We start from the raw sequence: 16,872 nt of genomic DNA, 5'->3' as shown, positions 1-16,872 counted from the left end.
ATCGAATTGAACACGAGGCTAAATTTCAATGAGCAAAAAGCTGCATATCAAAACCTGGGGTTGTCAGATGAACGAATACGACTCTCAGAAAATGGCTGAACTTTTAGATGCCACCAATGGCTACCAGCTAACTGAAGATGCAACAGATGCCGACGTAATCTTACTTAACACCTGTTCAATTCGTGAAAAAGCGCAAGAAAAAGTATTTCACCAATTAGGCCGTTGGAAGTTGTTAAAAGATGACAAGCCAGAGCTAATTATTGGTGTAGGTGGCTGTGTTGCCTCTCAAGAAGGTGATTCCATTCGCCAGCGAGCTCCATTTGTAGATGTTATTTTTGGCCCACAAACACTGCACCGTTTACCTGAAATGATTAAACAAGTGCAAGGTAATAAAGGTTCGTCTGTTGTTGATATTTCGTTCCCAGAAATTGAAAAGTTTGACCGCCTACCTGAGCCAAAAGCTGAGGGCCCTTCTGCGTTTGTATCAATAATGGAAGGGTGTTCCAAGTATTGTACCTTTTGTGTTGTACCTTATACTCGTGGCGAAGAAGTTAGCCGCCCAGTTGATGACGTGCTCCTTGAAGTGGCACAACTTGCAGAGCAAGGCGTGCGTGAAGTAAATCTATTGGGACAAAATGTAAACGCATACCGTGGTGATACTCACGATGGCGACATTTGCTACTTCTCAGATTTAATTCGATTAATTGCTGCAATTGATGGTATTGACCGTATTCGTTATACAACATCGCACCCAGTAGAATTTACACCAGATATTATTGATGCATATGCTGACGTACCAGAGCTTGTAGATCACTTACACTTACCGGTACAAAGTGGCTCTGACCGTATACTAAACCTAATGAAACGCGGCCATACTGCACTTGAATACAAATCAACAATTAGAAAGCTGCGTAAAATTCGCCCTAACTTAAGCATGTCGTCAGATTTCATCATCGGTTTTCCGGGTGAGAGTAAAGCTGATTTTGAAGCCACTATGAACCTTATCAACGATATTGGTTTTGATATGAGTTTTAGCTTTATTTATAGCGCACGCCCTGGTACGCCTGCGGCAGATTTACCAGACGACGTAACTGAGCAAGAGAAAAAAGAACGCTTATACCTGTTACAGAACCGTATTACACAAATGGCACAGCACATTAGCCGCCAAATGTTTGATACAGAACAGCGTATTTTGGTTGAAGGTCCATCGAAAAAGAATCCGATGGAATTACGCGGTCGTACCGAAAATAACCGTGTTGTTAACTTTGTTGGTCCACATTCGGTGATCGGCCAGTTCGTTGACGTACGTATCACAGAAGCACTGCCTAACTCTTTACGTGGTGACTTAATTCGTACAGAATCAGAAATGAACTTACGACGCGATATCGCTCCATCAGCTATTTTAACCAAAGCAGCAAGCAGTGAGCCAAAACCAGAGACAGTTAACGAGATTGGCGTAGCTACTTTCGTTCCTTAGTCAATACACCTAGCGCCAGTAAATACTGGCGCCGTTCTATAGGAAGCAATTTTGAGTAATCAGTTAAAAACATTAGAGATTTATTTAGAACCTGCCGATAACAAACGCCTTTCTTCTTTATGTGGCCCGTTTGACGAAAACATCAAACAAATTGAACGCCGCCTAGCTGTTGAAATTATTCACCGTGACAACTTTTTTAAAGTAACGGGAAAGCTAATCAATAGTGCCTCTGCGGTCGAAATCTTAAAAAATCTATATGTTGATACTCAACCTGTACGCGGTGTTATTGGTGAAATAGAACCTGATAATGTTCACTTGGCAATTACCGAATCTAAAGCCCTAGAGCAAGATGCTTCAAGCAGTGCATACGGCAAAGAAATGGTTATAAAAACGCGCCGTGGTGTTATTAAGCCCCGAAACGACAACCAAGGCCTTTACGTTGCCAATATATTAAATCACGACATTACTTTTGGTATAGGCCCTGCTGGTACAGGTAAAACCTATCTAGCAGTAGCTGCCGCAGTTGATGCCCTTGAGCGACAAGAAATTCGTCGTATTTTGTTAACGCGCCCCGCAGTGGAAGCTGGTGAAAAGCTTGGTTTTTTACCTGGTGATTTAAGCCAAAAAATTGACCCATACCTGCGCCCGCTTTACGATGCGCTATTCGAAATGCTCGGTTTTGAAAAAGTCGAAAAGCTAATAGAAAAAAACATCATTGAAGTTGCACCCCTTGCCTATATGCGTGGTCGTACATTAAACGATGCGTTTATTATTTTAGATGAAAGTCAAAATACCACAGCAGAACAAATGAAAATGTTTTTAACCCGTATAGGGTTTAATTCAAAAGCGGTGATCACTGGTGATATAACCCAAGTTGATTTACCGCGCGGCACACGCTCTGGTCTGCGCCATGCCATTGAAGTGCTCGACAGTGTAGATGAAATTAGTTTTAACTACTTCAAAGCACACGATGTAGTGCGCCACCCTGTTGTTGCGCGTATTGTTGAAGCCTACGAGCGTAACGATGAGAGCGAGCGCTTGAAGCGAATTGAAAAGCAAAAAGCAAAAGACGAGCTAGCTGCTCAACTTAACTCTACTACTAAAGAGTAATACTTTGACAACCGAACTTGATTTACAAATAGCCTGTGAGTTTGACAACCTCCCTAGTGAAGCCCAATTTGCATTATGGGCTGATAAAGCGTTAAGCCAATATCGTGATGAGTCTGAACTCACCATAGTAATTAGCGACGAAGCGCAATCACAACAGCTTAATAACGACTACCGGGGTAAAAACAAACCCACTAATGTATTGTCGTTTGAATTTGAAGCGCCACCAGGAATAGAGCTTCCCCTTGTTGGTGACTTAGTAATTTGCCCAGCCATTGTATTGGCTGAAGCAGTGGAGCAAGAGAAGTCATTTCATGACCACTTTGCCCACATGGTGATTCATGGGTGCTTGCATTTACTTGGATTTGACCATATAAAGAGTGAAGACGCTTTGCAAATGGAAAGCATAGAAAAGCAATTACTTGCAGAGCTAAATATAGCAGACCCATACCGGGACGAAATTTAAATTAACGGAGCAATTAGACGCAATGAGCGACGGTAACTCGCAATCTAGCCAGGGTTCTTCTGGCAAAACGTGGTTGGGTAGAATAACCCAAATGCTGCAAGGGGAACCCCAGAATAGAGAAGAGCTGGTCGAAGTGATTGCCGATGCGCAAGAACGAGACGTAATCGATCCAGAAACAAAAGAAATGATTGAAGGTGTGCTTAGTGTATCTGAGCTTAAAGTGCGAGACATAATGATCCCGCGCTCACAAATGGTCACTCTTGAGATCGACAGCCCGCTTGAAGAGCTAATACCCATGATGGTTGACTCAACTCACTCACGCTTCCCAGTGGTGATTGAAGACAAAGATCACGTAGAAGGTTTTTTACTTGCTAAAGATTTGCTGCCGCTTATCTTAAATAAAGACGAGCATTTACCTTCAATACGCGATTACTTACGTCCTGCCATGGTCGTACCTGAGAGCAAACGTGTTGACACTCTGCTAAATGAATTTCGTCAGCAACGCTACCATATGGCTGTCGTTATTGATGAATACGGCGGTGTATCGGGACTCGTTACAATTGAAGATATTCTTGAAACCATTGTTGGGGAAATAGAAGACGAGCACGACGAAGAAGAAGAACAACAAGATATTCGTCAACTTGCAAAACACGTTCATGTTGTTCAGGCCTTAACGCCAGTAGATGACTTTAACGAGCACTTCAGTACAGGGTATAGCACAGAAGAAGCCGACACTATTGGTGGCACCGTTTTACATGCATTTGGCCATATGCCTAGCCGTGGTGAAACAATAGACATAGATGGTTACCAATTTAAAGTAACCAATGCCGACAATCGTCGTATCTTGCAACTGCAAGTCACCGTTCCTAAGGCTGATGACACCGACAGTGAAGAAACTGCTAACTAGACTGACCCTATTAGCAAAAGATATAAAATCATGGCTCGCATTTATTGCGGGCCTTATTTTAACTTTTAGCTACTCCCCTTTTGAAATTTGGCCAATTGCATTTATTAGTATTGCAGCTGTCATTTTTTGTATTAATCCAAACAATACCGGAAAAAACCATGCGAAGAGTGCCGCTAAATATGGTTTTATATTTGGTTTAGGCTGGTTTGGTGCAGGTATTAGTTGGGTACATGTGTCTATAGCTACCTTTGGCGGTATGCCGCTTGTAGCCTCTTTTTCGTTAATGGCACTATTGTGCGGCTACTTAGCGCTTTATCCCGCTTTAGCGTTTTACTTAACAACTCGCTTTGCCACCAGCCCAAATAGCTTTGGTTTGCTGCTTATTAGCTTTTTTGCTCTTAGTGAATATTTACGGGGGGTGGTCCTTACCGGGTTTCCGTGGTTAAGTTTTGGGTATACCCAAACCGATGGACCATTAAATATACTTGCCCCTTACATTGGTGAATTTGGACTGACCTTAGTGTGTATTGCCATTGGCTTTGCACTGTACCGGTTAACACAAAAAGACATAAAGACCCCGCTGGTTACGCTAACTGTATTTACTTTTTTATGCATTGGTTCGCGTGCAACAAACACTGTTGAGTACTCAGGTAAATCAATGTCGACTTTACTAGTACAAGGCAATATAAAGCAGCACCTTCGCTTTGAGCCTAGCGAGTTTTGGACCACCATGAGCAAATACCAAGACATGACTCGCCCACATTGGGATGCTGATTTAATTGTTTGGCCTGAAGCCGCAGTTCCTGAAATAGAAGCCCTTGCCGACAGCTACTTAGCTGGGCTAGATAGCGCAGCCTCATTTAATGAAACCGCCCTTATTACGGGCATTGTTGACTACCAAATCGATACCAAAACCATATTTAATACGCTTATAGTGCTGGGTAACAAAGAGCGTGACGACGAGCACGGCCATTATGAATACCTCGGTAAAAATCGCTATCAAAAACACCAGTTACTACCGATTGGTGAATTTGTACCCTTTCAAGATATTCTGCGCCCAATCGCGCCTTTGTTTGATTTACCTATGTCCTCATTTTCACGAGGCGACAGAATACAAAACAACTTGCGCGCCAATGGCTTTAATCTGCTCCCTGCTATTTGCTTCGAAATAGTATTTGCCGATTTAGTACGCGGCAATTATAAAACTAACTCAGATATATTATTTACTGTCAGTAACGACGCGTGGTTTGGTCAATCAATTGGGCCATTGCAACACATGCAAATTGCCCGCATGCGTGCCCTTGAGTTACAACGCCCGCTGGTACGTGTTACCAACAACGGTGTAAGCGCCGTATACGACCCGCTAAGCAATACACAACAAACCATGCCACAGTTTGAAGCAGCAGTATTAAAAGCCGATGTAAAACTTATACAAGGTAATAGCGTGTATAGCCAATATGGCAATGTGTTTGTATGGGGAATTGTGGCGTTATTGGGGATTGGTGGGACTCTAATGCGATTTAAAAACTAAAAGGTACTCAATATTTATGGGGCAAATTAGAGAATAAACTTGTGTGAACAATTCATATTTAATTTTATTTACATTGAGTTACATATTATAAATTTATGTGTTTTAGTCTTATTTCATATTAGTTACTATCAATATACTAATAATAATTAAAATATTTATGAAAAAAGTAATAAGCATAGCAACCTTAGTCATATTATTGTTTGGCTGCGCTAATTCAGCTAAAAGTGACCTATCAAGACTAAAAAGTAACCCCGCCTGCTGTACCAACTTAAGCGATATTGCATTTGCAACACAGCAAATAAACAAGCTGACCTCTTTTGATTTGAAAAACCAGCCTATTAGAATTTTTAATGAAGCCAAAAGCCCATTCATTGCAATTGAAAAACCAAATAATAGTCGCTTCGCTCAAGTTTTTAGTTACGCCAATGGCGCATTTGTTCAAACAGCAACGCTTGTTTACCCTGAGTTAATACTGTTAGATAAATCAAAGCAGGTTATAAAACACCTTAAACCTTATGAGGCGTGGGAAAATGGTTTACCAACAACATTAGATTTAGCTGGTAACCTATATTACAAAACTCAATTTACTCTACCAGAGGAAGCCAAATACTTAATTTTTTATACTGATAGCAGTTTGAATAATAAAAAAACAACAATCAATTGGCGCTCACAAGTTGGTGGAAGTGAATATAGGCAACTTACCCTTACATCGTTCGCTAAAATTGGTATCAAATTACTTTAATTTTCAGGAGTTTTTATGAGATATATTTTTACCATTATTATCCTTGTCATATTAAGTGGATGTAAATCCTCACCAAACTACATGAATACGGGACAACTAAAAGCAAATTATCAGGTACTTGGATTTGGCGGTTTTTATGTTAAAGAAGATCTCACTTATTTTGAAAAACAATTAAAAAACCATTATAAAGCGCCAATAAAAAAAGCACTTGAAGCGCGTGGTTTTAAAGTAGTAGACGCCAGCGAAGTTTATACGGTATTTAATCAATTATTAGATAACGCTGAGAACTTATACGACCCGCTTACAGGACAAGCAAATGAAAACCTACGTAATGAACTCTGGAAAGAAGCGCTTGCCACTACAAAAACAAACCTCGGTGTAAATGCTTTTGTGTTTGCAGGTGTTGATACTGTACGCGCACATTTTACAAACAGTATTTTATTAGGCCACGTAGCCAAGTGGTATGGCCAAGAAGAGTCTTACCTTGAAGGTGGTGCCGATGGGGGTGATATATTCGTATCGTTATTTCAAAACGAACAAGGTTATGTGCCAGGAAGCAGAGTGTATATCAGAATTAGAGATGAGAAAGACACACTCTTAACTATGGGCTCTGGAGGTATTGAGTTAGTGGCACAATTTAACAGTGATGAAGAAATTATTGTGAAAGATGCCGATAAATTATTTAAAGACCCTGCAAAATTGGATAGTGCATTACAGTTCGCATTAAAAACAATCGACACTTGGAAGACGAAAAAATGATTAAACACATGGTTGTCATCATCGTTTTACTAAATTTAGTCGGTTGCAAACTATTTCAATACAATAGCGACCCTAAAGTGATAGCGAATGGAATTACAATCGCTAAACCGGCAACACATAGTAACCTAGCCTATATATGGTTACCAACAGCCAATACCGGTAACAAAGCACTCTATAGAGAAGCATTTGATAATAACGTAATTAACTTTTCAAAAAAATATAACTTAACTAACCTAAACCCTAAAGTTCAACCCATGTTTGATAACTTTATTATTGAACAAGGCGGTGCTTTTAACACAAAAACAGGCAAACTCGAATCAGAACGAGTGCAAGCAGCTATACAATTTACGTTTAACAGCATTAAGCAAACGTATCCAAATATTGGCAATTTGCTGGTTATCCACCCAAAAGAAAATTCAATTAAAATAGTAGATGGCACTGCAACTTGGAATGGTGTTGAGCAGCACGTATTGACAAGATCAAGAGACTCAGTCGAATTCAGGCCTGCAATTAGTATCGCCTTACAATATTATAATGACGTTGAAAAAAATAATTTTCATGAGGTTGGCCTAGATCTACATGCCCCTGACTTAACTGATAACGATAAATATGAGCAAATACTTAAGCATATTTTAACTCCTATTGTCTTGTTAAATACAAAAGTAAAATAGTCTTCGATCGCCCAATAATTAACTAAAACTTTAGCTAGTTATTGGGCTTTAATTTATAGTTTTTATTGATTCTCAATTACAACTGATTGTTGAAGTAATTTTCTCAATCCATAATACCAGCTAAGTGCAGCAACGGTACCGTGTGTTTCGTTTTCAAAGTAACGCTGTGTTACTGTTAATTTTTTACTTGGGTGATTCCTTAATTTATCTGCAAACGCTAATCCCCACTGATAATTTGTTTTACCTATATCACCAAATGCTGTGGCATTATTCGCAAAGGTAAAATACACATCCCCTGCCATCTCTTTGTTTTCAATTTGGTTATTTTTAAAGTAACGGTTTAAATAATTATTATCCCAAATGTATGTAGCATCAATTATTAAGTAATCTGTAAATAATGTGTGATTAGTCAAAAGTACGTAACTTGCAAATAAGCCACCAAAAGACTCACCAATTAATACCCGCTTATTTGATGTTCGGTAGTTTTTATTAATATGTGGAATAAGTTCTTTTTCAAAAAATGCACTGTAATTTACTGCATTACCACTATTTTCAAATTTTTCTAATAATTTACCCTTAAACGTCCAATCAACATTGGTAGGAGTAAAGTCGCGCTCTCTTATTGCATTTTGGCTGTTAGGAATAGCGACTATAATTGCTTGTTGTATTTGCTGCTCTAATCGCTCTGTACTTAGCGCTTCCACCAGCCCTGCAACTGCTTTTAAATGCGTGCTATCACCATCTAGTAAGTAAATTACAGGGTATGTTTCATTAGCGTTTTGACTATAACTAGGTGGTAAGTAAACGCTGTAAAATCGCCTTTCTTTTAAAATTCGAGACTCTATATGATCATTTTTTGCTAATAAAACCGACTCGGAAGCACTTGCACTGATTGCAAAAAATAAGGTGATGATCGTCAACATTAAAAACTTCACTAGCGTACCTATTACCTATAACTATTAATTATTTAGCTTTTTACGGTTTCTTCTACCGTTTTCACATTTACAACTTGGTTAACACTGCCTTGAATAACCACAGTCGCTGATATTTTATCTTGAATAGCTTGCCTATTAGGGTCCCAATACACTTGTAAAAAGCCTAACAATCCAGTGGCAAAACCTGCGCCGTAACCGCCGTAGCGGCCAAAACAATCAAGCAAACCAAGTGGTTCGCCATTTAAGGCAACAACACGTATGTTGCACACCTTTTTTCCGGGAGTTTGGCCGCGCCAAAGTAATGAAAATAGCGTAAAGTAAACTGCAGCCCAACCAAAACCCAAACCCAAGTCTTGAATAATACCTTTGCCCCACTGCAAAATACTGTGTGTAGTTGTTTGTGACGGTTTTTCTTCTATTAACTGTGGAGGGTTTATTTCGTTATTTTCACTAAGCACTAATAATTGTAAAAGTGCTCTAGCAAGTTGTGGGCTTTGAAGGTCGTCCATTTCTGCTAACTTGGGTACTTGTCCTATCAAATTATCAAGCGCATTTTGTTGGCAAAACTGGTCACAGCTCTCGTCTTCTACTTCAATTAAATAGGCATTTACACGATGTTTTTCTGACTCAGTAAGCTGTATTTCGTCTTCTATTTGTACACCTTGAATAGCTGAGCTGATTTCACTGTTATCGTCTTCTAAATAGTCTATGCCAATTGAAAGCACCGCAAGAGCGCTTACAAATAAAATACCGGCGGCTACTATTTTTAATACTCTTCGCCACACCCTCGACATTTTAGGAAGATATTGTTGTGCCGTCCCTTTATAGAATGCCATAGCCGCAACAAAGGCAATTAAGGTGGCGCTAAGCTTTGCAGCTACAAATATTAGGGCAACATCTATTACTATTGCTATAGCTCGCTTTAGTGGCGTTGCTAAGGGTAAACCTAGTAGGGCGTTATCAATTTTAAACGCGTAAGGGGTAATGACTTCTCGAGTTTCGGTTTTAGATAGCGCTAATTGTTCTAATTCTTGTGCTTTCATTATTATACTTGTTATTAAAATAGGTAACGCGTTTAACTTACGCGCTTTTTATTTTTTGCTCAAGCTAATTCAAACAACCGCTATTTACTATTAGTTGCCTTCATGGTGAAGGTAAAAGGGTGAGCGGGACGCAGAAGCTTTACTCGATTTTTATTTAGTCCACTAGGTTACAAACTTTGCGCAGTGACTAAAAACCCTCGATTTAACAATTTTTTATCCTTAAAAGCCAGCAAGACCTGCGCGTTATTAATAAATTAGTTTTAGGTTAAGTGAACAATTTATATATGTGATCGTATTAGTTAATCAAAGCCTTTAGGAGCAACCCAATGACCACTAAACAACTAGCCTTTCTTTTTATATTTAATACTTTGCTGCTAAGCGCAGAGGTTAACGCAAATCAGCGTTGGTACGTTGTAAACGATTCGGTCATGGGGGGCGTGTCTAATAGCCAAGTAAGCCATACAAAAGAGGCATTGGTATTTGAAGGTAATGTATCGCTTAAAAATAACGGAGGGTTTGCTTCTATCCGCACTGAGCTCAACACACAGGGTCAAAACGCAAATACTATTAATTTACGTGTTAAAGGTGACGGTCAAACGTATCAATTAAGGCTGCGTACATCTAACTACCTTGATGGACCTGCGTATACACACTCATTTAAAACAATAGAAAATGAATGGACTAACATTAATTTTACCCCAAGCGATTTTGCGCTTACTTTTCGTGGTCGTACGCTAACCCAGCAACCAGTGATTGATTTTAGTGATATTAGACAACTTGGTTTTATGATTGCAGGAAAACAGGCGGGAAAATTTAAGCTTGAAATAGCACACATTGAATTTGCAGGTTAGTACGTCATGCTCACTTTTAATCGGTTAAAAGTGAGCAAACACTGTAACTTTACGACTCTATTGCAAGCAATTCTACTTCAAAAATAAGCAGTGATGCTGGTGGAATGCTCCCTACCCGCTTTTCGCCATAAGCCAATTGGTGCGGTATATAAAACTGAAATTTGTCTCCCGGGCTCATTAACTGTAACCCCTCGGTCCACCCTTTAATAACTTGGTGTAAACCAAAGCTAATAGGTGACTTGCGCTCTACTGAGCTATCAAACACAGTGCCGTCGATGAGTGTACCGTGGTAATGCACATTGACCATACTTGTTGGGCTAGGTGTATTGGTGTTTTCTCCTTTGTGCAATACTTTATATTGCAGGCCAGATGCAGTTTCCAATACACCATCTACTTTAGCGTTTGCCACTAAATAGTCGCTTTCAATTTGCGCATTAGCAATCGCCTGTTGTTTGGCTTTTTTACTATTTTTAAATATTAAAACGCACAAAATAGCGATCACAACCGCCAAAATAATATTGATCATAATTAGTTTTTCTCGTCTTCTAGTTTTTCGTTTTCTAGCTCGTCATCCGCATCGTCTTCGTTATCGCCATTAACAATATCAGCAATCTCTTTTAAACGCGCAAGTGCGATGCCGTTTACTGAACTTTCAGGGTATACATCGTCGATGAGTTCGCCCGCTTCAATATCCATCAGTAAGTTTAGCGCCTGATCGACCGTCTCTACTGCGTAAATATTAAATTTGCCTTGCTCTACTGCATTGAGTATTTCGTCATCTAAAACCAAATTAACTTGGTTTGACTTAGGAATAATGACGCCTTGCTCACCCGTTAAGCCGCGCATTTTACACAACTTAAAAAAGCCTTCTATCTTCTCGTTTACACCACCAATAGCTTGTACATCACCATGTTGGTTTATAGACCCCGTAAGCGCAATTGATTGGCTTATTGGTAAGCTTGTAATAGCCGAAATTAACGCGCAAAGCTCTGCCAACGAGGCGCTATCGCCGTCTATGTAGCCATAGCTTTGTTCTATTGCAATGTTTGCGCTGAGCGTAAGGCTAAATTGCTGAGCATATTTATTACCTAAATAACCAGTAAGTAACATCACGCCTTTAGAGTGAATAGCTTTACCCAGTTCTGCTTCGCGCTCTACGTCTATTACGCCATCAGCGCCGGCGTATACCGTGGCAGTAATTCGCGCCGGTGTGCCAAACGACGTATCACCAATGTGCAGTACCGTTAAGCCATTTACTTTACCAATGGCTTGTCCGGTTGTAGCAATTAACGTATGACCTTCTTTGATATCACTAAGCATATTTTCACTAATTTGACCGGTGCGGTATTGCTTACCCTCAATGGCTTCATCAATATGATGCGCATCAATAACCGTTAGCTTATCTTGTTTTGCGTAATAACTTGCCTCAGCCACCAGCTCTAACACATCAGCAAAACGCGCTGAAAGCTTGTTATGATGCTCAGCTTGGCGATAACTAAATTTAAGCAATCTCACCATAGCGGCTTGCGTTGTAGTGCACTTAAGCGTTTTTTCGCAGTACTCTGTCACTTTAGTAATAAACTGATACTGTAACTTATCACTGCTTGGTAAGTAGTAATCAAAATCAGCTAGTACTCTGAATAGCTCTGCGAATTCTTCATCGTATTCACCTATGGTGTAATACAAATCGCGCGAGCCTAATAAAATAATTTTTACATCAAGTGGGATCAATTGCGGGCGAAGCGTAAAGCTCGTACCTACTGTACTATCTTGATATGGTAAGTCATTTTTAATTTGGTGCATTTTCAGCGATAACTTTAGCCCATCCCACACCTGTGGGTTAGCCATTACTTTTTCAGCATCCATTATCAAATAACCGCCATTTGCACGGTGTAATGCACCGGGCTGAATTGAGCGGTAGCTGGTGATTAGTGTACCTTGTGAAGTGGCATACTCTATTTTGCCAAATAAATTACCAAAGGTAGGGTTAGGCTCGTACACCACTGGGGCTGCATCGTCTTCTTTAAACTCGACTAAAATATTGGGGGCAAAAAAGTCAGTGAGCATGCCTTTACGATCAAAGTCTTCCTTATTTTCTTCGTTTTCGTCTTCATCGTCTAGCCATTCAAGTACAGCATCTATAATTTCTACACGTATGTCTTTTAAATAGCGAAGCACGCCAATATGTGTGGCGTATTTATGTTCTAAATCTTTTAACAGTGGTTTAGTTGCTTGCTCAGCGGTCGACTTTTTAAGGTTGCGGAGTTTTTCTTTAGATTCACGTTTCCAACGCGGCAACTCTATCAGAGCTTCAATTAACGCATCTTCTAGTTTTTCTATTTTCTCAAAAAACGCTTCGCGAAGTTCATCTTCAAGTTCTGCAAACTCGCTATCACTCAATTGCTTGCCATCTATAAGCGGCGCAAAGCCCACTGAGCTTTTTTCTTCAACAAGTGCAACGCTTTGCTCAAGCGCAGCCACTTCAACGGCGGTAATTGCGCTGTCGTAAGCATCATTGAATTCACGATCAATTGATTTTTTCTTACGCTGATAAGCAGGGTTATCAAATGCGGCTGGAAACGTGTCGAGCACTTCGTCTAAAAAAGAGTCTATATCGTCACTCAATTGTTTGCTTTGCCCTGCCTGCATAAACAATGCTATTGGCTCGCGATGGTCGTCGTAGTTATTAACATACAACCATTCGTTTGGGGTTACTCGGCCTTTGGCATGCTGTTTTAGTTTGTCCTTTACGAGTGTGTAACGCCCATGTGCGGCTTCGCCCATAACGTAAACGTTATAACCAGGTAATTCCATCCCCAGCGAAAAGTCCAGCGCACTTTGTGCACGTTGTTGCCCAATAAAATTGAGTTGCTCTGGGTAGGGATTATTCATGCACGTCAGTACGTGATTAGCAGAAATACTAGGTGCAAGCGTTGATAAAGGTAGTGGCAGCAGTTTTTTCGTCATTCTAACTTCTTTATATACCAGCATAATCGCTGGCTTTTGGGCGTATTAAGTGGCCAGCAGCCACTTAATACATATGCTTAAGGGTGCAATGCCTTACGACTAAAATAGATTCCATCACACTCAATACACGGTAAAATTTGTGTGGCGTGATAAACATCGTAACTATGAGTGCAATTCTTACATACTAATGTGCCCATGGCTATCCATTCACCTGCGTGATACACCCCATTATGTTTAAAATCTTGGTTTAAGGATTGCCATTCCAGCTGAGTTTTGTCTTCTATATGTGAAAGTTCAAACCATAAAGACTCTTTAAGCTCTTGCCATGCAAGCGAATTATAGTGGGAATCGTTCTCGCTAAGGTGCGCTATGTCACGTTTTAAGTAGTTGCGGTAGAGCTGATACTTTTCCTCACCTAAATTTTTAAGTGCTTGCTCTGATTCAACAAAACGAGTTACCGCATCTTTTACCTCATGATCTTTGATGTCTTTTAGCCACGCGCTTAAATCACTAAGCCATGCTTTATAATCTGCCATTATGTACTCCTTCAAAATTGCTAATAAACGAGTTGGATTGACGCAATATTTATGAATCTTTGCTCAGGCCACTAAGTGACATTTTATACTGTGGTTAGAAAACCCTAAACTGAGCAAATTTCAATCTACACAGGTCAACACGCCTGACGTTTAACATAGATAAGTATAGGTTAACCTGACATGAAGGTTACAATTTAGCAAAACGGTGTTTTTGACGCTGTGAATAGTGCTTTATTTGGGTTATCCTATCGGCAATTTTTTATTAGTTTGCAAGAAGTCTGGAATCGTAGATGCAAGAGCAATATAACCCGCAAGATATAGAGTCAAAAGTACAAAGCTACTGGGAAGAAAACCAAGTATTTAAAGTCACTGAAGATGAGAGCAAAGAAAAATATTACTGTCTTTCTATGTTCCCTTATCCGAGTGGTCGACTGCATATGGGTCATGTGCGTAACTACACCATTGGTGATGTTGTTTCTCGTTTCCAGCGCCTGCAAGGCAAAAACGTAATGCAGCCTATGGGTTGGGATGCGTTTGGTTTACCAGCAGAAAACGCCGCTATTAAAAATAAAACAGCGCCTGCAAAGTGGACTTACGAAAACATTGATTACATGCGTAACCAACTTAAGCAATTAGGTTTTGGTTACGATTGGGATCGTGAAATTGCAACGTGTCACCCAGAGTACTATAAGTGGGAACAGTGGTTTTTTACTAAGCTTTACGAAAAAGGCTTAGTGTACAAAAAAATGTCGACCGTAAACTGGGATCCGGTTGATCAAACTGTACTGGCTAACGAACAAGTTATTGACGGTCGCGGTTGGCGCTCTGGCGCTGTGGTTGAGCAAAAAGAAATTCCACAGTGGTTTATTAAGATTACCGACTACGCACAAGAGCTTTTAGACGATTTAGACAAATTAGACGACTGGCCTGAGCAAGTTAAAACCATGCAGCGCAATTGGATTGGCCGCTCTGAAGGTTTAGACATTGAGTTTACGCGTACCGATAACAACGAAAAGTTTAGCGTATACACCACTCGCCCAGATACCTTCATGGGTGTAACTTATCTCGCCGTTGCCGGTGGCCACCCTATTGCCCAAGAAGCCGCTAAAAACAGCGATGCGATTGCAATGTTTGTTGAAGAATGCAAAAACACCAAAGTAGCCGAAGCAGATATGGCAACAATGGAGAAAAAAGGCATTGCAACAGGCTTTTACGCAACTCACCCATTAACAGGCGAGCAAGTGCCTATTTGGGTGGCTAACTTTGTGCTTATGCATTACGGCTCTGGCGCGGTAATGGCAGTACCTGCACACGACCAACGTGATTTTGAGTTTGCAAATGCATACGGCCTAGATATTAAACAAGTTATTGCGCCTGTTGAAGGCTCAGACCTTGAAGTAAACCTAGCGCAAGAAGCATTCACCGAAAAAGGTGAATTAGTAAACTCTGGCGAATTTGACGGATTAGACTTTTCAGCAGCGTTTAATGCGATTGCCGACAAACTAGAAGCACTAGGTGTGGGTGAGCGTAAAGTAAACTTCCGCTTACGTGACTGGGGTGTTAGCCGCCAACGTTATTGGGGCTCTCCAATTCCAATGCTGAGCGACGAAAACGGCAACGAGCTTGCTGCAACAGAAGATATGTTACCCGTTCGCTTACCAGAAGACGTGGTAATGAATGGTGTAACATCACCAATAAAAGCAGACCCTGAGTGGGCTAAAACCACAGTAAACGGCGTACCTGCTACTCACGAAACTGACACCTTCGATACTTTTATGGAATCGTCTTGGTATTACGCACGTTACTGTAGCCCACGTTACGACGAAGGCATGTTAGACCCAGCAGCCGCTAACTATTGGTTACCTGTAAACCAATACATAGGTGGTATTGAACACGCAATTTTACACTTATTGTACTCACGCTTTTTCCATAAACTATTACGTGACTTTGGTTTAGTAAATTCAGACGAGCCATTTGACCGCTTACTATGTCAAGGCATGGTATTGGCTGAAACGTTCTATCGTAAAGATGAGAAAGGTGGTGATATTTGGATTTCACCAAGCGATGTTGAAACAGAAACTGACGAGAAAGGTCGAGTTACTAAAGCATGGCACAAGGAAGATGGCGAACCAGTATTTTCTTCAGGCATGAGCAAAATGTCTAAGTCTAAAAATAACGGTATAGACCCACAACAAGTAATTGCACAATACGGTGCTGATACAGTGCGTTTATTCATGATGTTTACTGCACCACCAGAACAAACACTTGAATGGTCAGACTCTGGCGTTGAAGGCGCACACCGATTCTTAAAACGTGTATGGAAATATGCAGTAGACGTGAAAGCAGCAGGTTACCAAGCACTTGAAAAGTCTGCGCTTACTAACCCACAAAAAGTACTTCGTCGCGAATTACACAAAGCCATTGCAAAGGTAAGCGATGATGTTGAACGCCGTCAAACGTTTAACACGGCAATTGCTGCCATCATGGAGCTGTCTAATAAGTTAATTAAAGCGCCACTTAATGATGCACAAGACATTGCCATTGCAAACGAGGCACTTGAAGCGTTAATCATTATGCTTGCCCCTATTACGCCACATTTATCTCATGAGTTGTGGGAAGAACTAGGTAAAGACGGTGATATTTTAGATGCAGCATGGCCAATAGTTGACGAATCAGCCCTGGTTGAAGATGAAAAGCTCATCATCGTTCAAGTAAACGGTAAACTTCGCGCTAAGCTAACTGTGGCAGCAGATGCATCACAAGAACAAGTAGAAACACTTGCCTTTGCAGAAGCAAACGTAACTAAATTTACTGATGGTAAAACCATTCGTAAGATCATTTACGTGCCAGGTAAACTACTTAACGTGGTTGCTAACTAAT

At 40.4% G+C, this 16,872-nt stretch carries 15 protein-coding genes; 10 read left to right on the top strand and 5 right to left on the bottom strand.

Annotated features, from left to right (window positions below; translation table 11 throughout):
* Nucleotides 1–28: 28 nt before the first annotated feature.
* The 8 genes from miaB to ACFI34_RS13560 all read left to right on the top strand — a co-directional run bounded on the left by miaB (nucleotide 29) and on the right by ACFI34_RS13560 (nucleotide 7,660).
* Nucleotides 29–1,477 carry a tRNA (N6-isopentenyl adenosine(37)-C2)-methylthiotransferase MiaB gene (miaB, locus tag ACFI34_RS13595; RefSeq protein WP_010556002.1) on the top strand — a complete coding sequence of 483 codons (1,449 nt, stop codon included), beginning with the start codon at nucleotides 29–31 and terminating at the stop codon, nucleotides 1,475–1,477.
* Nucleotides 1,478–1,528: 51 nt separating this feature from the next.
* Nucleotides 1,529–2,587: a PhoH family protein gene (locus tag ACFI34_RS13590; protein WP_462673874.1), complete on the top strand. Its 1,059-nt coding sequence runs from the start codon at nucleotides 1,529–1,531 to the stop codon at nucleotides 2,585–2,587.
* 4 nt (nucleotides 2,588–2,591) lie between these two features.
* Nucleotides 2,592–3,050, top strand: a complete 459-nt coding sequence (gene ybeY / locus ACFI34_RS13585; protein WP_006793413.1) for an rRNA maturation RNase YbeY — start codon at nucleotides 2,592–2,594, stop codon at nucleotides 3,048–3,050.
* Nucleotides 3,051–3,072: 22 nt separating this feature from the next.
* The gene (corC, locus tag ACFI34_RS13580; protein ID WP_006793412.1) at nucleotides 3,073–3,957 is read left to right on the top strand and encodes a CNNM family magnesium/cobalt transport protein CorC; all 885 of its coding nucleotides are present in this window, start codon (nucleotides 3,073–3,075) and stop codon (nucleotides 3,955–3,957) included.
* Complete coding sequence (gene lnt / locus ACFI34_RS13575) at nucleotides 3,938–5,488, top strand: apolipoprotein N-acyltransferase (protein ID WP_462673873.1); 1,551 nt, start codon at nucleotides 3,938–3,940, stop codon at nucleotides 5,486–5,488. The genes corC and lnt overlap by 20 nt, the downstream gene beginning before the upstream one ends.
* A 157-nt stretch (nucleotides 5,489–5,645) precedes the next feature.
* Complete coding sequence (locus tag ACFI34_RS13570; protein ID WP_039036654.1) at nucleotides 5,646–6,230, top strand: MalM family protein; 585 nt, start codon at nucleotides 5,646–5,648, stop codon at nucleotides 6,228–6,230.
* Between the two features lie 15 nt (nucleotides 6,231–6,245).
* Complete coding sequence (locus ACFI34_RS13565) at nucleotides 6,246–6,989, top strand: hypothetical protein (protein WP_462673872.1); 744 nt, start codon at nucleotides 6,246–6,248, stop codon at nucleotides 6,987–6,989.
* Nucleotides 6,986–7,660 (top strand): hypothetical protein, encoded by a 675-nt coding sequence (locus ACFI34_RS13560; RefSeq protein WP_006793408.1) that lies wholly within the window; start codon nucleotides 6,986–6,988, stop codon nucleotides 7,658–7,660. Before ACFI34_RS13565 ends, ACFI34_RS13560 begins: the two co-directional genes overlap by 4 nt.
* 62 nt (nucleotides 7,661–7,722) lie before the next feature.
* Here the strand turns inward: ACFI34_RS13560 and ACFI34_RS13555 are convergent, their stop codons facing one another.
* On the bottom strand, nucleotides 7,723–8,583 hold the full coding sequence (locus ACFI34_RS13555; RefSeq protein ID WP_462673915.1) for an alpha/beta hydrolase: 861 nt from the start codon (nucleotides 8,581–8,583) through the stop codon (nucleotides 7,723–7,725).
* A gap of 44 nt (nucleotides 8,584–8,627) precedes the next feature.
* Complete coding sequence (locus ACFI34_RS13550) at nucleotides 8,628–9,638, bottom strand: RDD family protein (RefSeq protein WP_462673871.1); 1,011 nt, start codon at nucleotides 9,636–9,638, stop codon at nucleotides 8,628–8,630.
* A gap of 326 nt (nucleotides 9,639–9,964) precedes the next feature.
* Between ACFI34_RS13550 and ACFI34_RS13545 the strand changes: the two genes are divergently transcribed.
* A complete protein-coding gene (locus ACFI34_RS13545; RefSeq protein ID WP_462673870.1) occupies nucleotides 9,965–10,489 on the top strand; it encodes a CIA30 family protein in 525 nt (174 codons plus the stop codon).
* A 49-nt stretch (nucleotides 10,490–10,538) separates the two neighbouring features.
* Here ACFI34_RS13545 and ACFI34_RS13540 read toward each other — a convergent pair whose 3' ends face one another.
* From ACFI34_RS13540 to ACFI34_RS13530, 3 genes are all read right to left on the bottom strand, one after another.
* A complete protein-coding gene (locus ACFI34_RS13540; RefSeq protein WP_203984181.1) occupies nucleotides 10,539–11,015 on the bottom strand; it encodes an FKBP-type peptidyl-prolyl cis-trans isomerase in 477 nt (158 codons plus the stop codon).
* Between the two features lie 2 nt (nucleotides 11,016–11,017).
* Nucleotides 11,018–13,456, bottom strand: a complete 2,439-nt coding sequence (locus ACFI34_RS13535; RefSeq protein ID WP_462673869.1) for a Lon protease family protein — start codon at nucleotides 13,454–13,456, stop codon at nucleotides 11,018–11,020.
* A gap of 77 nt (nucleotides 13,457–13,533) precedes the next feature.
* A complete protein-coding gene (locus ACFI34_RS13530; RefSeq protein WP_006793402.1) occupies nucleotides 13,534–13,992 on the bottom strand; it encodes a zinc ribbon-containing protein in 459 nt (152 codons plus the stop codon).
* 290 nt (nucleotides 13,993–14,282) lie between these two features.
* On the opposite strand from ACFI34_RS13530, the gene leuS reads away from it, so the two are divergent.
* Nucleotides 14,283–16,871, top strand: a complete 2,589-nt coding sequence (gene leuS, locus ACFI34_RS13525) for a leucine--tRNA ligase (protein WP_462673868.1) — start codon at nucleotides 14,283–14,285, stop codon at nucleotides 16,869–16,871.
* Nucleotide 16,872: the final 1 nt, after the last annotated feature.

This window comes from Pseudoalteromonas sp. PSi26 (genome assembly GCF_054960575.1).
This window is presented reverse-complemented; position numbering and strand designations above follow the sequence as displayed.